This is a genomic window from Micromonospora sp. CNZ296, from assembly GCF_007827635.1.
Genome location: NZ_VISW01000008.1, coordinates 179,364 through 194,953, shown reverse-complemented (window position 1 = coordinate 194,953; position 15,590 = coordinate 179,364). Strand labels below are relative to the sequence as shown.

The following is a 15,590-nucleotide window of genomic DNA, read 5'->3' as shown; positions in this document are numbered from 1 at the left end:
ACGCCGGTCAGAAGACGGCGAACCGGGGCAGCAGCAGCCCGGCGCCCTGTTCGGCGGCGATCCGCGCGCCGAGGTCCCACTCCGCGCGGTCGCGCCGGGCCGCGCCGCGGATCCGGTGCAACTCCGCGACGAAGACGCGCTCGCCCACCCGGTCCGCCACTGCCAGCGCCTCCTCGGCCAGTGTCGCCGCGGTGTCCGGACGGCCGCCGGTCAGGTACGCCTCGGCCATCGCGCAGAGCGTGATGGTCCGGGTGGACCGCAGTCCGGGACGGTAGAACTCCTCGGCGGCGGCGCGCATCGCGTCGAGCCGGCCGTGGTCGCCGCCGCGCGCGGCGGCCCACTCCAGGAAGTACGCGCCGGTCGCGGTCATGTGCGGCAGGCCGGTGGCGCGGCCGATGTCCCGGCACCGTCGCCCCGCCGCGTCGGCCGCGGCGACGTCGTGCTCCTGCATCGCCAGCCAGGCGGCGTAGAGCGCCGCGTTGGCCCGGCCGTACGGGTCGTCGAGGTCCTCGGCGAGGGCCTCGGCGGCGGCGATGTCGGCCCGCGCGCCGGCCGGGTCGCCGCGCATCGAGCGCACGAGCGCCCGGAAGTTGTGGCAGGCCAGCACCGGACGCCGGCCCACCTCGCGGCGCAGCAGCGCCCGGTCGACGGTACCCAGCCGCTCGATCCCGGCGGTGAGCCGCCGCTCGCTCTCGGCCTGCCGGCCGGTGAAGTAGGCGACCGCGCCCAGCAGGTACTCACCTGCGACGGCGGTCAGCCCGCTGCCGTCGTCGGGCGCCCGTACGAGCCGCCCGGCGAGGTCGGCGCAGATCGCGAACTCGGCCCGGTTGGCGGCGAGTTCGCCGAGCGCCCAGAGCGCGTGGCGGATGTCGGCGTCCGGCCCGACGAGCGTCAGCAGCTCTCGGGCGCGGGCGCAGACCCGGTCGACCGCGTCGCTGCCGACGCCCACCGTCATCTGGAGCAGGGACGCGCGGTGCAACTGGACGGTCAGCTCGGTGGCCGCCGCGTCGGGCGAGACCCGCGCGGCCGGGGCCAGCCGGAGCGCGGCGCGTTCGAGGTGGCCGAGCGCGTCCTCGTAGGCGACCCGGCGGGTGGCGTCGTCGGCGGCGCGCAGCGACCACCGCAGGTGGTCCTCGCCGTGGCCCAGACCGACCGCCTCCCCGTAGTGGTGGGCCAGCTCGGCCGGCGCGGTGCCGGCCGTCCGCTCGTACGCGGCGGCCAGCCGGGCGTGCAGCGCGGCCCGGCGCGGCGGGACCAGCTCGGCGTAGGTGACCTCGGCGATCAGCGGGTGGCGGAACGCGAGCGCGCCCGGTCCGGTCTCGACCACCAGCGCGGCCGGATAGGCCGGGGCGAGGTCCTCGGCGACGGTCTCGGCGGTGCTGTCCAGTGCCGCCGCCAGCACCGCCAGGTCCAGGTCGTGCCCGGCCACGCTGAGCAGGTCGAGGCAGCGCCGGGCGGGGCCGGGCAGTCCGGCGAGCCGCAGCCGCACGGTGTCCCGGATGCTCGGCGGCAGCTCCGCTGCGGCGCCCGGATCGGTCCGGGACCGCAGCAGCTCGGTGAGGAAGAACGGGTTCCCGCCGGTCCGGGTGACGAGCCGGGTCACCACCGGCTCCGGCGGCGCCACGCCGGTGCGGCCCCGGACCAGGTCGGCGACCGCCGCGGCGTCCAGCCCGGCGAGCCGGACCTGACCGAAGCCGCCCCCGCGCGCCAGCTCGGCGACCGTCGCCACCAGGGCCGGGTCGTCGCCGTACGGCCGCAGCGTGGCGACCACCAGCGCCCGGGACGCGGGCAGGGCGGTGGCGAGGAACCGCAGCAACAGCAGCGAGTCCGGGTCGGCGGCGTGCAGGTCGTCGAGGACGACGAGCAGGCCGCGCTCCCGGGCCGCCGCGTGCACCAGTTCCGACACCGCCTCGTACACCTGGAACCGGGCCGTGGGGTCGAGACCGCGACCGTCGGCCGGTCCGCTCGGCGCGCCGGCGGCGAACCCGTCCAGGCGGCTCGCCGAGCCGGTGGCGCGGGTCTGCGGCATCGCCACCAGCGCGCGTACCACCTGGCTCCACAGCCAGAACGGCGGCGCCTGCCCGACGTCCGGACAGCGGCCCCAGACCACGGGGACGCCGGTCGCGGCGGCGCGGGCGCCGAGTGCTGCGGCGAGGCTGGTCTTGCCGATGCCGGCCTCCCCCACCAGCGTCAGCACGCGCCCGCTCTGCCCCGTGGCCGCGTCCAGCGTGCCCCGCAGCCGTTCCAGTTCCGCGTCCCGGCCCACGAGCGGTCCGCCGTCCCGCTCCGGCGCCGCCCCGGCGGTCGCCGGGCCGCCGGTGTCCGCGGGACTGCTCCGATCAGGCGGTACGGCCTGCTCCAGGATCAGCCGGTGCACCGCGCGGGTCTGCTCGCCGGGGTCGATCCCGTACTCGCCGGCCAGGATCCGGCGGCCCTCGTCGAAGACGGCGAGCGCCTCGGTCTGCCGCCCCGAGCGGTACAGGGCCAGCATCAGCTGCGCCCGGGCGCCCTCGCGCAGCGGGTGCGCCGAGACGAACCGGCGCAGTTCCGGCAGCAGCGTCGCGTGCCGGCCCGCGGCGACGGCGGCTGTCAGCCGCCCCTCCTCGGCGCTCAGCCGCAGCTCGGCCAGCCGGGCCGCCTCCGGACGCACCGCGGTCAGGTCGGCCACGCCCGCCAGCGGCTCGCCGCGCCACAACGCCAGCGCCTCGGTGTACGTCCGCTCGGCGGCCGCCGCCTGCCCGGCCGCGAGCGCGTCCGCAGCCCGGTCCACCAGGCCGGCGAACCGGATCGCGTCCACCGCGTCGGCGTCGACCCGCAGCTCGTACCCCCCGGGGTGGCTGCGCAGGACGCGCGCCGGCTCGCGGTGGGACCGTTGGGGTTCCACGGCCCGGCGCAGCCCGGCGACGTACGTGCGCAGCGTCGTCCGGGCGCTGGCCGGCGGTCGTGCGTCCCAGAGCGCGTCGACCAGCCAGTCGGCGGCGACGAACCGGTTCGGCCGCAGCAGGAACAGAGCCAGCAGCGCCTGCTGCTTCGGCCCGCCGAGGGGCACCACCCGCCCGTGCCGGACGACCTCCGGCGGACCCAGCACCCGGAACTGCACAGTCACCTCGACGACGACCCCATCGGGCCGAGTATGGCAGCGCCGGTCCACTCCGGACACCGGCGATCGGTCAGGGGACTGTGAGCGGGGTGCCTGCTCTGCGCACCTCCCCCATGAAGTGCAGGATCTCCTCGTGGTTCGTCGACATGACCGCGGTCATGGCGCCGGTGCGGTAGTAGATGTCGACGCGGATCGGTTCCGGCTCCAGCGAGACCGGCTCGTCGGCGCGCATCCGCGCGAGGACGCCCGGCACGTCGTAGGCCAGGGTCACGTCCGGGCGGTGGAAGTACTCGACGCCGCCGATCTCGACGACGGCGAGTCCGTCCGGCTCGCAGACCGGCTGGGTCAGCAGGTCGTAGCGGTACACCTCGTCGAGGAACGGGCGGACGTCGGCCGCGAGCTGCCGCGAGACCACCTCCTGCCACCACAGCTCCAGCGCCCGCCGCCCGTCCGCCTCGGTGAAGAGGTAGCCGATGGCGGCCGCGTACGCCGGCGCGCCGCCGCCGTGACCCCGCATCGCGGCCTCCCGCAACGGGATCGCCTCCCGCGCCGTGGTGGTGTCCGCCCAGTCGGCGAGGCTGTTGAGGACCCGGGACTGCTCCCACCCGGCGAGCCGCCGCAGCGGCAGCCAGCAGTGACGCAGGACCGCGTTCTCGGCCATCACCCGGGCCCAGAACAGGAATCGCTGCATCACCGCGTTGTCCGCGAAGGTCATGGTGCGGTGGGCGAGCACGTACTCGAAGTCGTCGTTGTCGCCGCGCAGCGCGACGATGCCGTACAGCTCCTTGTTCTCCGCGTACTCGGTGTTCGGCAACAGCATGATCGGGTAGACGGCGATCCGGGACACGTGCTGGGCGAGTTCGTCGTACCCGGCCAGGAACGACTCGACGGTGTCGCCCGGCGCGCCCCAGATCAGCTCGGCGTAGCAGTCCAGCCCTTCCCGGTTGAGCCACCGCACCAGGTCACGCCAGTCGTTGACCTTCATGTTCCGCCGGCGCATCAGGGTCAGGGCGTCCGGGTTGAGCGACTGGAGGGCCAGGGTGAAGGAACTGCGCAGCCCCGCCTCCTTCATCCGCCGCACGATCTCGTAGAACACCTTCGACTTGTTCTTGGCCCACGAGCTCTCGAAGGCCAGCGGGAAGCCGTGCCGCCGCTTGATGTCGATGAGGTCGTCGACGAGTTCCAGGTCGATTGGCAGCATGCCGAAGTTGGCGTCGCAGGCGACCACTGTGTGCACGCCGCACCGGGCGAACAGTTCCAGCTCGGCGCGCAGCCGTTCCCGGGAGAACGCGCGTACCCGCTGGCCGACCGCGCCGCCCCAGTAGCAGAACGAGCACTTGTACGGGCAGCCGCGGTTGGTCTCGAACAGCGCGACGTCGTAGCGGAACCGGCCGTCGGCGTCGAGCAGTTCGACGGCTCCGGTGAGGAACGGCGACGGGATGATGTCGAGATCCTCGATCCGGGGCCGGTCCGGGTTGGTGACCACGCTGCCGTCGGCGCGGTGCCAGGAGATGCCCTGCACGTCGCCGAGGGCGTCGGGGGCCACGCCGGCCAGCCGGGCGCGGAGCAGGTCGAGGAAGGTCAGCTCGCCCTCGCCGTTGACCACCACGTCGATCTCCGGGTAGAGCCGGAACACGCGGTCGGCCTGCGCGCTGACGTGGGTGCCGCCGAAGATGACCCACCCCTGCGGGTTGAGCTGCTTGTAGGTGGCGGCGAGTGCCCCGAACGCGCGCTGGCTCCAGCCGAAGACGGAGAACCCGATCACGTCGGGCAGCGGGCCGGCGAACAGCCGGGCGGCCATCTCCCCGTGCGTCACCCGCCCCCGGAAGTTGCAGATCTCCACCGACACCTGGTCGTTCAGCTCGGCGTCGCCGGACACCATCGCCTTGAGGTACGCCGAGGCGAGCGGCAGCGACTCCAGCGGCATGTCCCAGACGCCCTGCTGCACCAGGACCACCCGAAGGCGCCGGCCCGCACCGCCGGCGCTCGTCTGGCTGTGCTCCACCGATCCGCCGCTCTACTTGCGGTAGACGGTGATGTGCCGCTCGTCGGAGTCGCGCAGTGGTCGTCCGTCCCAGTGACCCCAGCGCGACTCCATGGTGAGCCCGCCGAGGCGCGCCATCAGGTCCATCTCCGACGGCATGACGGTGCGGATGCGCATCGGGAAGAACCGGATGCCGTCGGGCCGCAGGACCGCGAACTGGATCGACGAGCACTGGGAGATCCGCTCGCGCCGGGTGAACGTCATCACGACGTGGTCCTTCTCCACCCGTACGGTCTGGGTGCGCTGGTTGCGGTCGTACCGCGCCGGGTCGGGGATCGACGTCTGGATCACGAACCGCCCGCCCGGCTCCAGGACGTCGGCGACCTTCTGGAAGCAGCGGATCTGCTCCTCCTGGTCGGTGATGAACGGCAGCGTGTCGAAGACCGCGTACGCCAGCGAGAACTTGTACGGCAGCGTGAAGTCGGTGAAGTCCTGCACGTGCACGTGCACCAGTTCGCCGCCGGGTTTGTCGCGCAGCTGCGTCAGCATCCCCTCCGACGCGTCGATGCCGTGCACCTCGATGCCCCTGCGGGCCAGCGGGACGGCGACCCGGCCGGTGCCGACGCCGAGTTCGAGCACGGGCCCGCCGCCGGCGTTCTCGGCGAGCCACTCGATCGTCTCCTCGGTGTCACCCGGGTCGCCGGCCCATCCCGTCCCGTCGAAGACGTCGGCGACGGCGTCCCCGTAGGTGAAGATCTCGAAGCCTTCCACCGTGTTCTCCTCCACGCCGGTGATTGGGGTACCGGCGAATCGTGGCGGACGAGTGCGCCTGACGCTGCGCTGTTGTGAGCACGAAGTGAGGGCAACTCGATTGGTGTATCGGTGGCGCCGCCGACGGTTCAGCCGGTATGCTGCCGAACCTTCGGGGCCTGCTGTCCATTCGCAACCGTCTAATGAGCAGGCCGGTCGCGACACACCCGGCGACCGTGGCGTGGACGACGGCGGATTGCTAGGCTCGGGCCACGCTTTCGATCGGACGACAAATCTCCAGGAGACATGAATGGCTGTCGGTCGCTTGGCGGCGGTAACACTGGATTGTTCCGAAATCGCCCCGCTGGTGGCCTTCTACCGGGAAGCGGCCGGCCTCGAGCCGGTGCACGAGTCGGAGTCCGGCGCGTTCCTCAGCAACGGTGACGGCGTCGCCGTGGCGTTGCAGCGGGTGGAGAACTACCGGCGTCCGGAGTGGCCCGGGCAGACGGTTCCCCAGCAACTGCACCTCGACCTGGCCGTCGACGACATCGAGACGGCCGAGACCGAGCTGCTGCGCCTGGGTGCGACGAAGCCCGCCGACCAGCCCGGCGACGCGAAGTGGCGGGTCTTCCTCGACCCGGCCGGTCACCCGTTCTGCGCCTCGGTCTGGGACTGAAAGAGAACCACGGAAGGAATGAGACAAGGTGAGCACCGCGACTGCTTCATTTACGCTCGACTCCTGGGACGAAGACGAGTGGCAGGAGACCCCCGACGGCATGAAATTCTCGCGGGCCTCGGTCACCAAGACGTATTCCGGTGAACTCGAGGGCACCAGCCGCGCGCAGTTCCTGTTCGCCTATGGCAAGGGCGGCGCCGGATACGTCGGTCACGAAGTGATCGAGGTGTCGATCGGCGGTTCCAAGGGCAGTTTCATGCTCCAGCACCAGGCCGTCGGGTTGATGAGCGACGAGGAGGGCGGCGCCGAGTGGCACATCGTGCCGGGGACCGGCACCGAGGGGCTCGCCGGCATCCAGGGCACCGCCACCATGCGCAAGCTGGAGGACGGCAGCCACACCTTCACGCTGAACTACGAACTCCTCGACGAGCTCGTCTGACGCGCTGAGATCGAGGCGGAGGGCCGCTACCGGGAAGCCGGTAGCGGCCCTCCGCCTCGGGCTGTCACGGCACGTCCGCCACCGCCGTGACGGGCCGCGCGGCGTCCAGCAGCATCCTGCTCGCCTCGTGGCGCGGGTTGCCGAACACCTGCTCGACGGTCCCCTCCTCGACGATCCGCCCGCCGCTGAGCACGGCGACCCGGTCCGCGTTGCGGGCGATCACACCGAGGTCGTGCGTCACGATGAGCACCGCCAGGCCCAGGGTCCGCCGCAGCGAGTCGAGCAGGGCCAGGACCGAGGCCGCCACCTGGGCGTCGAGGTTCGACGTGATCTCGTCGCAGACGAGCACGTCGGCCCCGGCGGCGAGCGCGCGGGCGATCGCGACGCGTTGCCGCTGCCCGCCGGACAGCTCCCGCGGCAGCCGCGACGCCAGCTCCCCCGGCAGGCCGACGAGCCCCATCAGCCGGCGGGTCTCCGCCGCCACCGCCTCGGCCGTCATCCCACCGGCCAGGCGGACCACCCGGCCGATCGCCGCGCCCACCGGCCGCCGCGGGTTCAGCGACCCGCCGGAGTCCTGCGGGATGAGCTGCATGCGGCGTCGCTGGTGCACCGGCCGGCGCCCGAGCGTCGGCTCCAGGACCTCGCCGGACAGCGTCACCCGGCCCGAGCTGGGGCGCAGCGTCCCGACGACGGCCCGGGCGAGCGTCGTCTTGCCGCAGCCCGACGTGCCGAGCAGGGCCAGCGCCTCGCCGGCGCGCAACCGCAGGGACACGTCGTCCAGGACGACCCGCCCCCCGCGCGGCACGGTCAGCCCGGACACGGTCAGGACCTCCGCCCCCCGCACCGGCGTGGCGGCGCGGCGGCGCATCTCGGCCGGCAGGTCCGGCACCGCGGCGAGCAGGTCCCGGGTGTACGCGGCGGCCGGGCGGGCGAGCACCTGCGCTGCCGGTCCCTCCTCGACCACGACGCCGCCCCGCAGCACGATCAGGCGATCGGTCATCCGGGCGGCCGCGGCGAGGTCGTGGGTGACGAACACGACCGCCAGCCCGCGGTCGGCGGAGAGCCGGTCCAGCTGGTCGAGCACCTGCTTGCGCACCAGCCCGTCCAGGCCCGTCGTCGGCTCGTCCAGCACCAGGCCGCGCGGGTCACCGGCCAGCAGCCGGGCCAGCGCCAGGCGTTGCTGCTGGCCGCCCGAGAGCTGGTGCGGGTACCGGCGCAGGAAGGCCCGGTCGCCCGGCAGGCCCACCTCGACCAGCCCTCGGCTCACGGCCGCGTCGGACCGGTCCGCGGCCAGTTCCCGGATCTGCGCCCGGACCCGCAGCGTCGGGCTCAGCGCCGACGGCGGGTCCTGCGGAAGGTACGCCAGCACCCGCCGCCGGACCCGGCGTACCTCGGCGCCGGAGGCCGTCAGCACGTCGTGCCCGTCGACCACGACCGTGCCCCCGGCCACCCGCAGTCCGCGCCGTACCGCGCCGACGAGGGCCATCGCCAGTGTCGTCTTGCCCGCCCCGGACTCGCCCACGACGGCGACCCGCTCACCCTCGGCGACGCGCAACGACAGGTTCTCCAGGACGGCCCGGCCGGCGGTGTCCTCGACCCGCAGCCCACTGATCTCGATCATCGCAGCACCCGCCCGACGATCCGGTCGATGCCGAGGTTCGCGGCGACGGTGAGCACACCGAGCAGGATCGCCGGCACCGCGACGCCCCACGGGGTGAGCTGGATGCCCTCGACGTTCTGGCTGATCATGGCCCCCCAGTTCGGGCCGCTGGAGCCGAAGCCGAGGAACGCCGCCGCCGCCGTCAGCGTGACCGCGATGGCGAGGCGGGTGCCGAAGTCGGCGAGCACCGGCCGGACGATGTTCGGCAGGATCTCCCGGACGATCACCGACAGGTGCGAGTCGCCGCCGGCGTAGGCGGCCACCACGTACCCGTCCTCGACCGCGCGGAGCGTCTCGGCCCTGGTGACCCGGGAGACGAACGGCGTGCCGGTCAGCACCACCACGATGATCATCGTGGTGGCGCTGTACCCCCAGCCGTGCAGCAGCACCAGCAGGATCAGCACCGGCGGCAGGCCCAGCAGCAGGTAGTCCAGCCGGGACACCACGGCGTCGGTGATCCCGGCGAAGTAGCCGCCGACCAGGCCCAGCACCAGGCCGAGCACGGTGGCCAGGATCGTCGCCACCACCGGCACGGCCACCAGCGGCCGGCCACCGGCCAGCACCCGGTCCAGCACGTCCCGTCCGGCGCTGTCGGTGCCCAGCGGGCTGCCGGCCGTCGGGGCGCTGTAGGGCAACCCGACGATCCGCTCCGGCTCGCCGGCGAACAACGGGCCGAACAGCGCCACGCCCAGCACCAACAGCACCACGGCCACGGCCGTCCCGGCGAGCAGCCACCGCGCGGCCCTCATCGGGCGGCCACCCGCAGCCGGGGGTCGACCGCGAGGACGAGCAGGTCGGCCACGATGAACGAGACGAGGATGATCGCGGCGAGGAGCAGCCCGACCCCCTCCAGGACGGCGGTGTCGTGGTTGCGGACCGCCGCCACGAGCGTCTGCGACAGGCCCGGGTAGTTGAAGACCACCTCGACCACCGTGGTGCCGCCGAACAGCCCGGACAGCAGCCACGCGAACGTCTGCGCGCACGGCGGCGCCGCCGCGGGCAGCAGGTGCCGCGCCACGACCACCCGCTCGGGCAGCCCGGCCAGCCGGGCCGCCTCGACGTGGGGCATCGCGTCCGCGTCGATGACAGTCGCCCGCACGATCCGGCTCGCCCACGCCGCGCCGAACAGCGTCAGCGCGACCACCGGCAGCACCAGGATCTCCGGCCGGTCCAGCGGTCCGCCGCCCAGCGGCGGCAGCGAGATCGCCGGCAGCAGCGGCCACAGGTCGGCGAACACCAGCACGAGCAGGCCGGCGGTGACGAACTGCGGGATCGACACCGCCACCACCGCGACGGCCGACACCGCCCGGTCCACCCGGCCGCCCGGCCGCAGCCCGGTGAGCAGCCCCAGTCCCATCGCCAGCGGCACCGTCACCGCCGCGGTGAGCCCGACCAGGAGGCCGGTGGCGGCCAGCGGCTCGGCCACGACGTCCACCACCGGCCGGTGCATCGAGGTGCTGGTGCCCAGGTCGAGGCGCAGCGCTGCGGTCCCCCACTCGGCGAACCGCACCGGCCAGGGCCGGTCGACGCCGAGTTCGGCCCGGCGCTGCGCGACCTCCTCGATGGTGGCGTCGGGCCCGAGTGACGCCGACGCGGCGTCACCCGGGAGCACCTCCGAGCCGGCGAAGAGCACCACCGCCACCGCGAACAGCGTGGCCACCGTCGCCAGCAGCCGTCGGGCCAGGAACCCGAGCGCGGTCACGCCGGCCCGGTCGCCCGGTCGAACAGCTGGACCGACTGCATCGTGCGGACCCCGCTGATCCCCTTACGGGCGGCGTCCAGCTGCTCCTGGAAGCCCCACAGCAGGTCGCCGCCCTCCTTGTAGAACTCCTCCTGCAACGCCTTGAACGCCTCGGCGCGGGCGTTGTCGTCGACAGTCGCCTGGGCCTTGGCCAGCCGCGCCTGGTAGGCCGCCGACGTGCCGGTGACGTTGAACGGCGCCTTGCCGTGGGTCACCGCCGACAGGTGCACGGCGGCCGGCCGGTTGACGTAGTAGAACGCCTGGAACGGGTGCGTGGCCAGCGTCATGAGGTCGGCGTAGTAGGCGTCGGGCGAGATCTCCTGGAGGGTCAGCTCGACGCCCGCCTCCTTGAGCTGCTGGGCCATCAGCCGGCTGGCGTTGAGCATGCCGGGGACGATCTCGCCGGTCCGCAGCGTCAGCTTCGTGATCCCGGCCTCGGCGAACAGCCGCTTCGCCTGCTCCAGGTCACGGGCGCGCGCCGGCAGGTCGGCGTAGCCGGGCAGGCTCTTGCCGACCACGTCGTCGGCCGTCGAGCCGAGCCCGAGCAGCGCGTTGTCGACGAGCGCCTGCCGGTCCACGGCGAGCCGGACCGCCTGGCGGACCCGGACGTCGTCGAACGGCGCGAGCTTCTGGTTCATCGCGAACGACAGCGCGTTGGCGTTCGCCGGACCACCGCGTACGACGGTGAGCTCGCTGTTCGCCGCCTCGGTCTTCGCGCCGGTGGAGCTGATGCTGACGGCGTAGTCGACCTGTCCCGCCTTCAGCGCCGACAGCCGGGCGCCGGCGTCGAGGATGCCGACGATCTGGAGTTCGGCGACGCTCGGCTTGCCACCCCAGTACTGCTCGTTGGCGACCAGCCGGGTCGTGGTGCCGTTGCGCTCGGCCAGCCGGTACGGGCCCGAGCCGATCGGCTTGCTGAACTCGGTCATGCCGGCCGGGAAGACCGGCGAGAAGACGACGAGGACGGCTTCCTTGAAGTCACCGCGGGGGGTCAGCAGCGGGACGGTGACGGTGCGGTCGTTGACGGCTGTCACCTTGGCGAGGTCGACGTTGGCGTAGACGGAGGCCCGGTTGCTGGGCTTGGCGCCGAGCGTACGGATGCTGTGCACCACGTCGGCCGCGGTGACCGGCTTGCCGTCGTGGAACGTCACCCCGGAGCGCAGGTTGATCGTCCACACGCTGCCGTCGGCGTTCGGCTGCACCGACTCGGCGAGCTGGTACTTGTACTCGCCGTTGTCGAGCACCATCAGCGAGTCGTACACGTGCCGCATGACGATGAGGGTCGCGCCGATGCTGGTCAGCAGCGGGTTGCCGGCTTCGGCGTCGGTGACCGCGTTCGGCGCGCCCACCTTCAGCACCGCCAGCGACCCCCCGCCGGCCGCCGCCGGCGACGGCTGCTCGTCGTCGTCGCCGCAGGCCGACAGCAGCGGCACGCCGGCCACCGCGGCGCCCGCGACGAGCCCCATCCGGAGCAGCGCGCGGCGATTGAAGGGCGAGTCGTAAGGGGTGGGCGACATGGTTCCTCCACAAAGGTCGTGCCGGTGAGGTCGGATCGCAAGACGTCTGCGGATCTGACGGTCGCCGATCACCGGCACGGGTGTCTGCTCAATAGGGCGCGGTGTCAGGGGGCCGTCGGGGCGGACATCAGCGCCATCAGTTCCGGTGTGTACAGCTCCCGCAGCGGCACGATCCCGGCCACCGCGTCGAAGTAGCGGGTGGTCAGTTCGGGGCTGCTGCCGACGGCGCGCAGCAGCGCGCGGCGCTTGTCCCGGGCCTCGGCCTGGGCCACCAGCAGGGTCGCCTGGTAGTTCTCCATCAGCCGCTGCTCGCGTTCCCGGTCGTAGTCGGCCAGCGCGGCGTCGAGCCGTGTCCGGTCGGCCAGGTGCTCGCCCACCGACTCGGCGAGCAGGTCGGCCTGCATGAACGCGTCGGAGATGCCGCGCGCGGTCAGCGAGTCCTTGTGGTGGCCGGCGTCGCCGACGAGCGCCCAGCCCGGGCCGTGCGCGCGGCGGAAGAAGTTCTGCTGGTCACCCGTGCCGTGCACGCCGCCGATCTGCCGGCCGCGCTCCATCTGCTCGTACAGCCGCGGCGCGTTGGTCCGCACGTTGTCGAGGTAGGCCGCGCGCGCGTCGTGCCGGACCTCGTCGAAGCGCTGCTGCGGGTAGTAGGCGGCGATGAGCACCGCGCCGTCGTTCGTCGGCACCGCTGACACCCAGCCGGTGTCGCCCTCGTACATCTCGAAGTGTGTCTTCGGCCCGTCCCAGAACGCGTAGTACGCGCAGGTCAGCGGCGGGTGGGACGTCGTCGTGGGCGCGCCGGTGAGCCCGGCGACGGTGGAGCGCATCCCGTCGGCGCCGACGACCAGTGCGGCCCGCTCGTCGCCGCGGTCGGTGCGCACACCGACGACCCGGTCGTCCTCCCACAGCAGGCCGGTGACCCGGCAGTCGTCGCGGAACTCGGCGCCGGCGTCGACAGCGGCGCCGGCCAGCAGCGGGTCCAGGATCGAGCGGCGGGGCGCGTACGCCGCGCGGATGCCGTCGATGCCGCTGCAGCAGCCCTCGACGCGCACGTCACCCAGCTCGTAGACGACGTGGTCCAGCGGCGGGCAGCCGGTGGCCCGAAGCGCGTCCAGCAGACCCCAGCGGGCCAGCCGCGCGACGCCCGGCTGCTGGATGTACAGCGTGGAGAGCTTGTCGGCCGGGAAGGCGCTGCGGTCCAGCAGCAGCACCCGGTGGCCCTGGCGGGCCAGGAGCATGGCGGTCGGCGCGCCCGCGCAGCGGGCCCCGACGACGACGACGTCATACATGATCGTTCAACCTCCATCGGCGGTACGGGCGAGGACCACGGCCGTGTTGATGCCCCCGAAGCCGAAGCCGGTGGACAGCGCGTACCGCAGCCGGGCGGGCTCGGGCCCGGCGCCGGCGAACCGGATCCGGGCATCGATCGGTCGGGCCAGGTTCGGGTTGGGGTGCACGAAGCCGCCGGTGAGCTGCGCGACGGTGGCGACGGCCTCGACCACCCCGGCCGAGCCGAGGCAGTGACCGGTCAGCGCCTTGGTGGCGTTCACCCACGGCCGGCCGGCGGCGGCGCCGAGCACGTCGTGCAGCGCCGCGAGTTCCGTCTCGTCGCCCAGCCGGGAACCGGTGGCGTGGGCGTTGACGTAGTCCACCTCGTGCGGGGCCAGCCCCGCGGCGGCCAGGGCGGCCCGGATCACGCGGGCCTGCCCGGCCGCGTCGGGGTCGGCGAGCCGGTTGGCGTCCAGACCGAGGGCGTACCCGGCCACCGTCGCCAGGACCGCCGCGCCGCGCCGGGCCGCGGCGGCCGGGTGTTCCAGCACCAGCGCCGCGGCGGCCTCGCCGGGGACGAAGCCGCGCCGGTCGTGGTCGAACGGCCGGCAGGCGGCGGCCGGGTCGCCACCCGGCTCGGCGAGCGCGCCGAGCACCGCGAAACCCCGGTGGTGCATCGGTGTCAGCTCGGTGACCGCGCCGACCAGGACGCAGCAGTCCACCGCGCCGGCGGCGACCAGCCGGGCGGCGTGCACGATGCCGACGTTGCCGCTGGCCGAGGCCCCGCCGACGGTGAAACCCTCGCCGGTGGCGGACAGCACCTCGCTGAGCGTCCCGACGTGGTCGGTGTCCTGGACGTGCAGGGCGAACCGCGCCGGCAGGTACGCCGGCCGTTCCTGCCAGGTCCGGTACAGCTCGTGCGTGTACCGCGCGGTCAGGTTGTGCCCGGCCACCACGATCCCGACCCGGTCGCCGGGGATCCGGGCGCCGGGCAGGCCGGCCCCGGTCCACGCCTGGAGCGCCGCCGCGACGGCGGCCCGCACCGGCTGCGGCGCGCGCGCCGCGGCCCGGACCGCCCGGCGGCGCAGCGGCTCGGGCACGCCGGCCACCGCGTCGTCGAACGACCACCCGGTGATCGGCGCGGCCAGGCCGTCAGCGGTGCCGACGACACCGCTGCGGCCCGCCCGCAGCGCCGTGGTGAACGACGGGACGTCCGCACCGATCGCGCAGACGATCCCGGTGCCGGTCACCGCGACCGTGCTCACATGTGCGTCCGCAGCAGCTCGACGATCCGGTCGAGGTCGTTGACGTCGCGGAACTCGGAGATCGGCACCACGATGCCGAGCCGCTCCATGGCCAGCGTCACGACCTCGGCCCGGTCGATGCTCGTGCAGCCGAGGTCGCTCAGCGTGCGCCCGGCGGTGACGCTCGCCGGGTCGACGTCCGGGACGACCTCGACGAGGCTCGCCTTCACGACCTCGAAGACGGTCATGCCGGTGACACCCGCGCCCCGGAGCGGTCCCGCCGGGTGAACCGGTGGCCGCGCGTGGTCTCGGTCGCCATCCGGTTGTGCGGGTTGCCGTTGTGTCCCGCGACGAGCACCGAGCCCCAGCGGTCCAGCGACACGGCGCCGCCGTACTCCTCGATGACGTCGGTGTCCGGGTAGACGTCCACCGACACCGGCACGTACCGGCCGGCGAAGCCGAGCCGCATCTCCTCGGTGCGTCCCGCGTGCGGCAGCGACGCGTGCATCAGCGTCGACCAGAACATGATCGCCTCGCCGGGCCGCATCACCATCGACACCGCCTTGGACTCGTCGGGCTTCCAGTCCGGGTCGATCTGCAGCTCGCGGTAGTCGTAGCCGAAGAACCCGCGGCGTACGCCGTCCTTGTCGGTGCTGTTGATGGAGGCCGGGTCGTAGTGCATGCGCTTGGTCTCGTCGTAGAACATCGTCCGGTGGGTGCCCGGGATGAACTGGAGGCACCCGGTCTCCTCGTTGGCCTCGGTGAAGGCCGTCCAGACGGTGATCGTGCCGCCGAAGTCCTTCGCGTCGCCGGGCCAGAGGATCTGCGGCTTGCCGGAGGCGTTGGCGAACGTGTCGGCCTGGTGCCAGTCGGTGCCCTCGTCGCCCGGGTACTTGGGGAAGAACTCCGACCGCCAGCACTGCACGTCCGGGCCGAGCACGCTGACGACGCGGTCGACGATCCGCGGGTGGCAGATGTGGTCGGCCAGGAACTCGTTGTCCAGGTGCCGGTCGTAGTTGGAGATGTTGGTGTTCCCGGAGAGCGCGGCCTCGTCCTGGTAGACCGCGTGCGAGCGGTCCAGCAGGCGCAGCCGTTCCCGCCGCCACCGCCGCTGCATCTCCTCGACCTCGTACACCGGGAACGGGCCGAAGTACCCGTTGCGGTGGAAGTCGGCCAGTTCCTCGTCGGTGAGCGTGTAGTCGTCCTCCAT

13 protein-coding genes are annotated in these 15,590 nt (G+C 73.5%); 2 read left to right on the top strand and 11 right to left on the bottom strand.

The features are described from left to right. Positions 1 to 7: 7 nt before the first annotated feature. From FB455_RS15670 to FB455_RS15660, 3 genes are all read right to left on the bottom strand, one after another. Entirely contained in the window at positions 8 to 3,106 is a 3,099-nt protein-coding gene (locus FB455_RS15670) for an ATP-binding protein (RefSeq protein ID WP_232236578.1), read from the bottom strand. Between the two features lie 64 nt (positions 3,107 to 3,170). Further along, positions 3,171 to 5,105, bottom strand: coding sequence for a KedN5 family methylcobalamin-dependent radical SAM C-methyltransferase (locus FB455_RS15665; protein WP_030268246.1), 1,935 nt, complete (start codon positions 5,103 to 5,105; stop codon positions 3,171 to 3,173). Positions 5,106 to 5,117: 12 nt separating this feature from the next. Next, on the bottom strand, positions 5,118 to 5,855 hold the full coding sequence (locus FB455_RS15660; protein ID WP_013287017.1) for a class I SAM-dependent DNA methyltransferase: 738 nt from the start codon (positions 5,853 to 5,855) through the stop codon (positions 5,118 to 5,120). A gap of 289 nt (positions 5,856 to 6,144) precedes the next feature. Between FB455_RS15660 and FB455_RS15655 the strand changes: the two genes are divergently transcribed. Together FB455_RS15655 and FB455_RS15650 are read left to right on the top strand one after the other, a co-directional pair. Beyond that, on the top strand, positions 6,145 to 6,510 hold the full coding sequence (locus FB455_RS15655) for a VOC family protein (RefSeq protein ID WP_013287018.1): 366 nt from the start codon (positions 6,145 to 6,147) through the stop codon (positions 6,508 to 6,510). Positions 6,511 to 6,538: 28 nt separating this feature from the next. After that, positions 6,539 to 6,949 carry a DUF3224 domain-containing protein gene (locus FB455_RS15650; protein ID WP_013287019.1) on the top strand — a complete coding sequence of 137 codons (411 nt, stop codon included), beginning with the start codon at positions 6,539 to 6,541 and terminating at the stop codon, positions 6,947 to 6,949. Positions 6,950 to 7,013: 64 nt separating this feature from the next. Here FB455_RS15650 and FB455_RS15645 read toward each other — a convergent pair whose 3' ends face one another. The 8 genes from FB455_RS15645 to FB455_RS15610 form a co-directional block, all read right to left on the bottom strand. Beyond that, entirely contained in the window at positions 7,014 to 8,570 is a 1,557-nt protein-coding gene (locus FB455_RS15645; RefSeq protein WP_145753813.1) for an ABC transporter ATP-binding protein, read from the bottom strand. After that, positions 8,567 to 9,358 (bottom strand): ABC transporter permease, encoded by a 792-nt coding sequence (locus FB455_RS15640; protein ID WP_013287021.1) that lies wholly within the window; start codon positions 9,356 to 9,358, stop codon positions 8,567 to 8,569. Before FB455_RS15640 ends, FB455_RS15645 begins: the two co-directional genes overlap by 4 nt. Next, positions 9,355 to 10,311 carry an ABC transporter permease gene (locus FB455_RS15635; protein WP_145753811.1) on the bottom strand — a complete coding sequence of 319 codons (957 nt, stop codon included), beginning with the start codon at positions 10,309 to 10,311 and terminating at the stop codon, positions 9,355 to 9,357. Before FB455_RS15635 ends, FB455_RS15640 begins: the two co-directional genes overlap by 4 nt. Next, complete coding sequence (locus tag FB455_RS15630) at positions 10,308 to 11,867, bottom strand: ABC transporter substrate-binding protein (RefSeq protein WP_013476312.1); 1,560 nt, start codon at positions 11,865 to 11,867, stop codon at positions 10,308 to 10,310. The genes FB455_RS15635 and FB455_RS15630 overlap by 4 nt, the downstream gene beginning before the upstream one ends. 104 nt (positions 11,868 to 11,971) lie before the next feature. Then, positions 11,972 to 13,156, bottom strand: coding sequence for an NAD(P)/FAD-dependent oxidoreductase (locus FB455_RS15625; RefSeq protein WP_013287024.1), 1,185 nt, complete (start codon positions 13,154 to 13,156; stop codon positions 11,972 to 11,974). Between the two features lie 6 nt (positions 13,157 to 13,162). Then, positions 13,163 to 14,401, bottom strand: coding sequence for a beta-ketoacyl synthase N-terminal-like domain-containing protein (locus FB455_RS15620; protein WP_047890694.1), 1,239 nt, complete (start codon positions 14,399 to 14,401; stop codon positions 13,163 to 13,165). Continuing rightward, on the bottom strand, positions 14,398 to 14,628 hold the full coding sequence (locus FB455_RS15615) for a phosphopantetheine-binding protein (protein WP_013287026.1): 231 nt from the start codon (positions 14,626 to 14,628) through the stop codon (positions 14,398 to 14,400). The genes FB455_RS15620 and FB455_RS15615 overlap by 4 nt, the downstream gene beginning before the upstream one ends. Continuing rightward, on the bottom strand, positions 14,625 to 15,590 hold the full coding sequence (locus FB455_RS15610; RefSeq protein WP_013476310.1) for a chlorinating enzyme: 966 nt from the start codon (positions 15,588 to 15,590) through the stop codon (positions 14,625 to 14,627). Before FB455_RS15610 ends, FB455_RS15615 begins: the two co-directional genes overlap by 4 nt.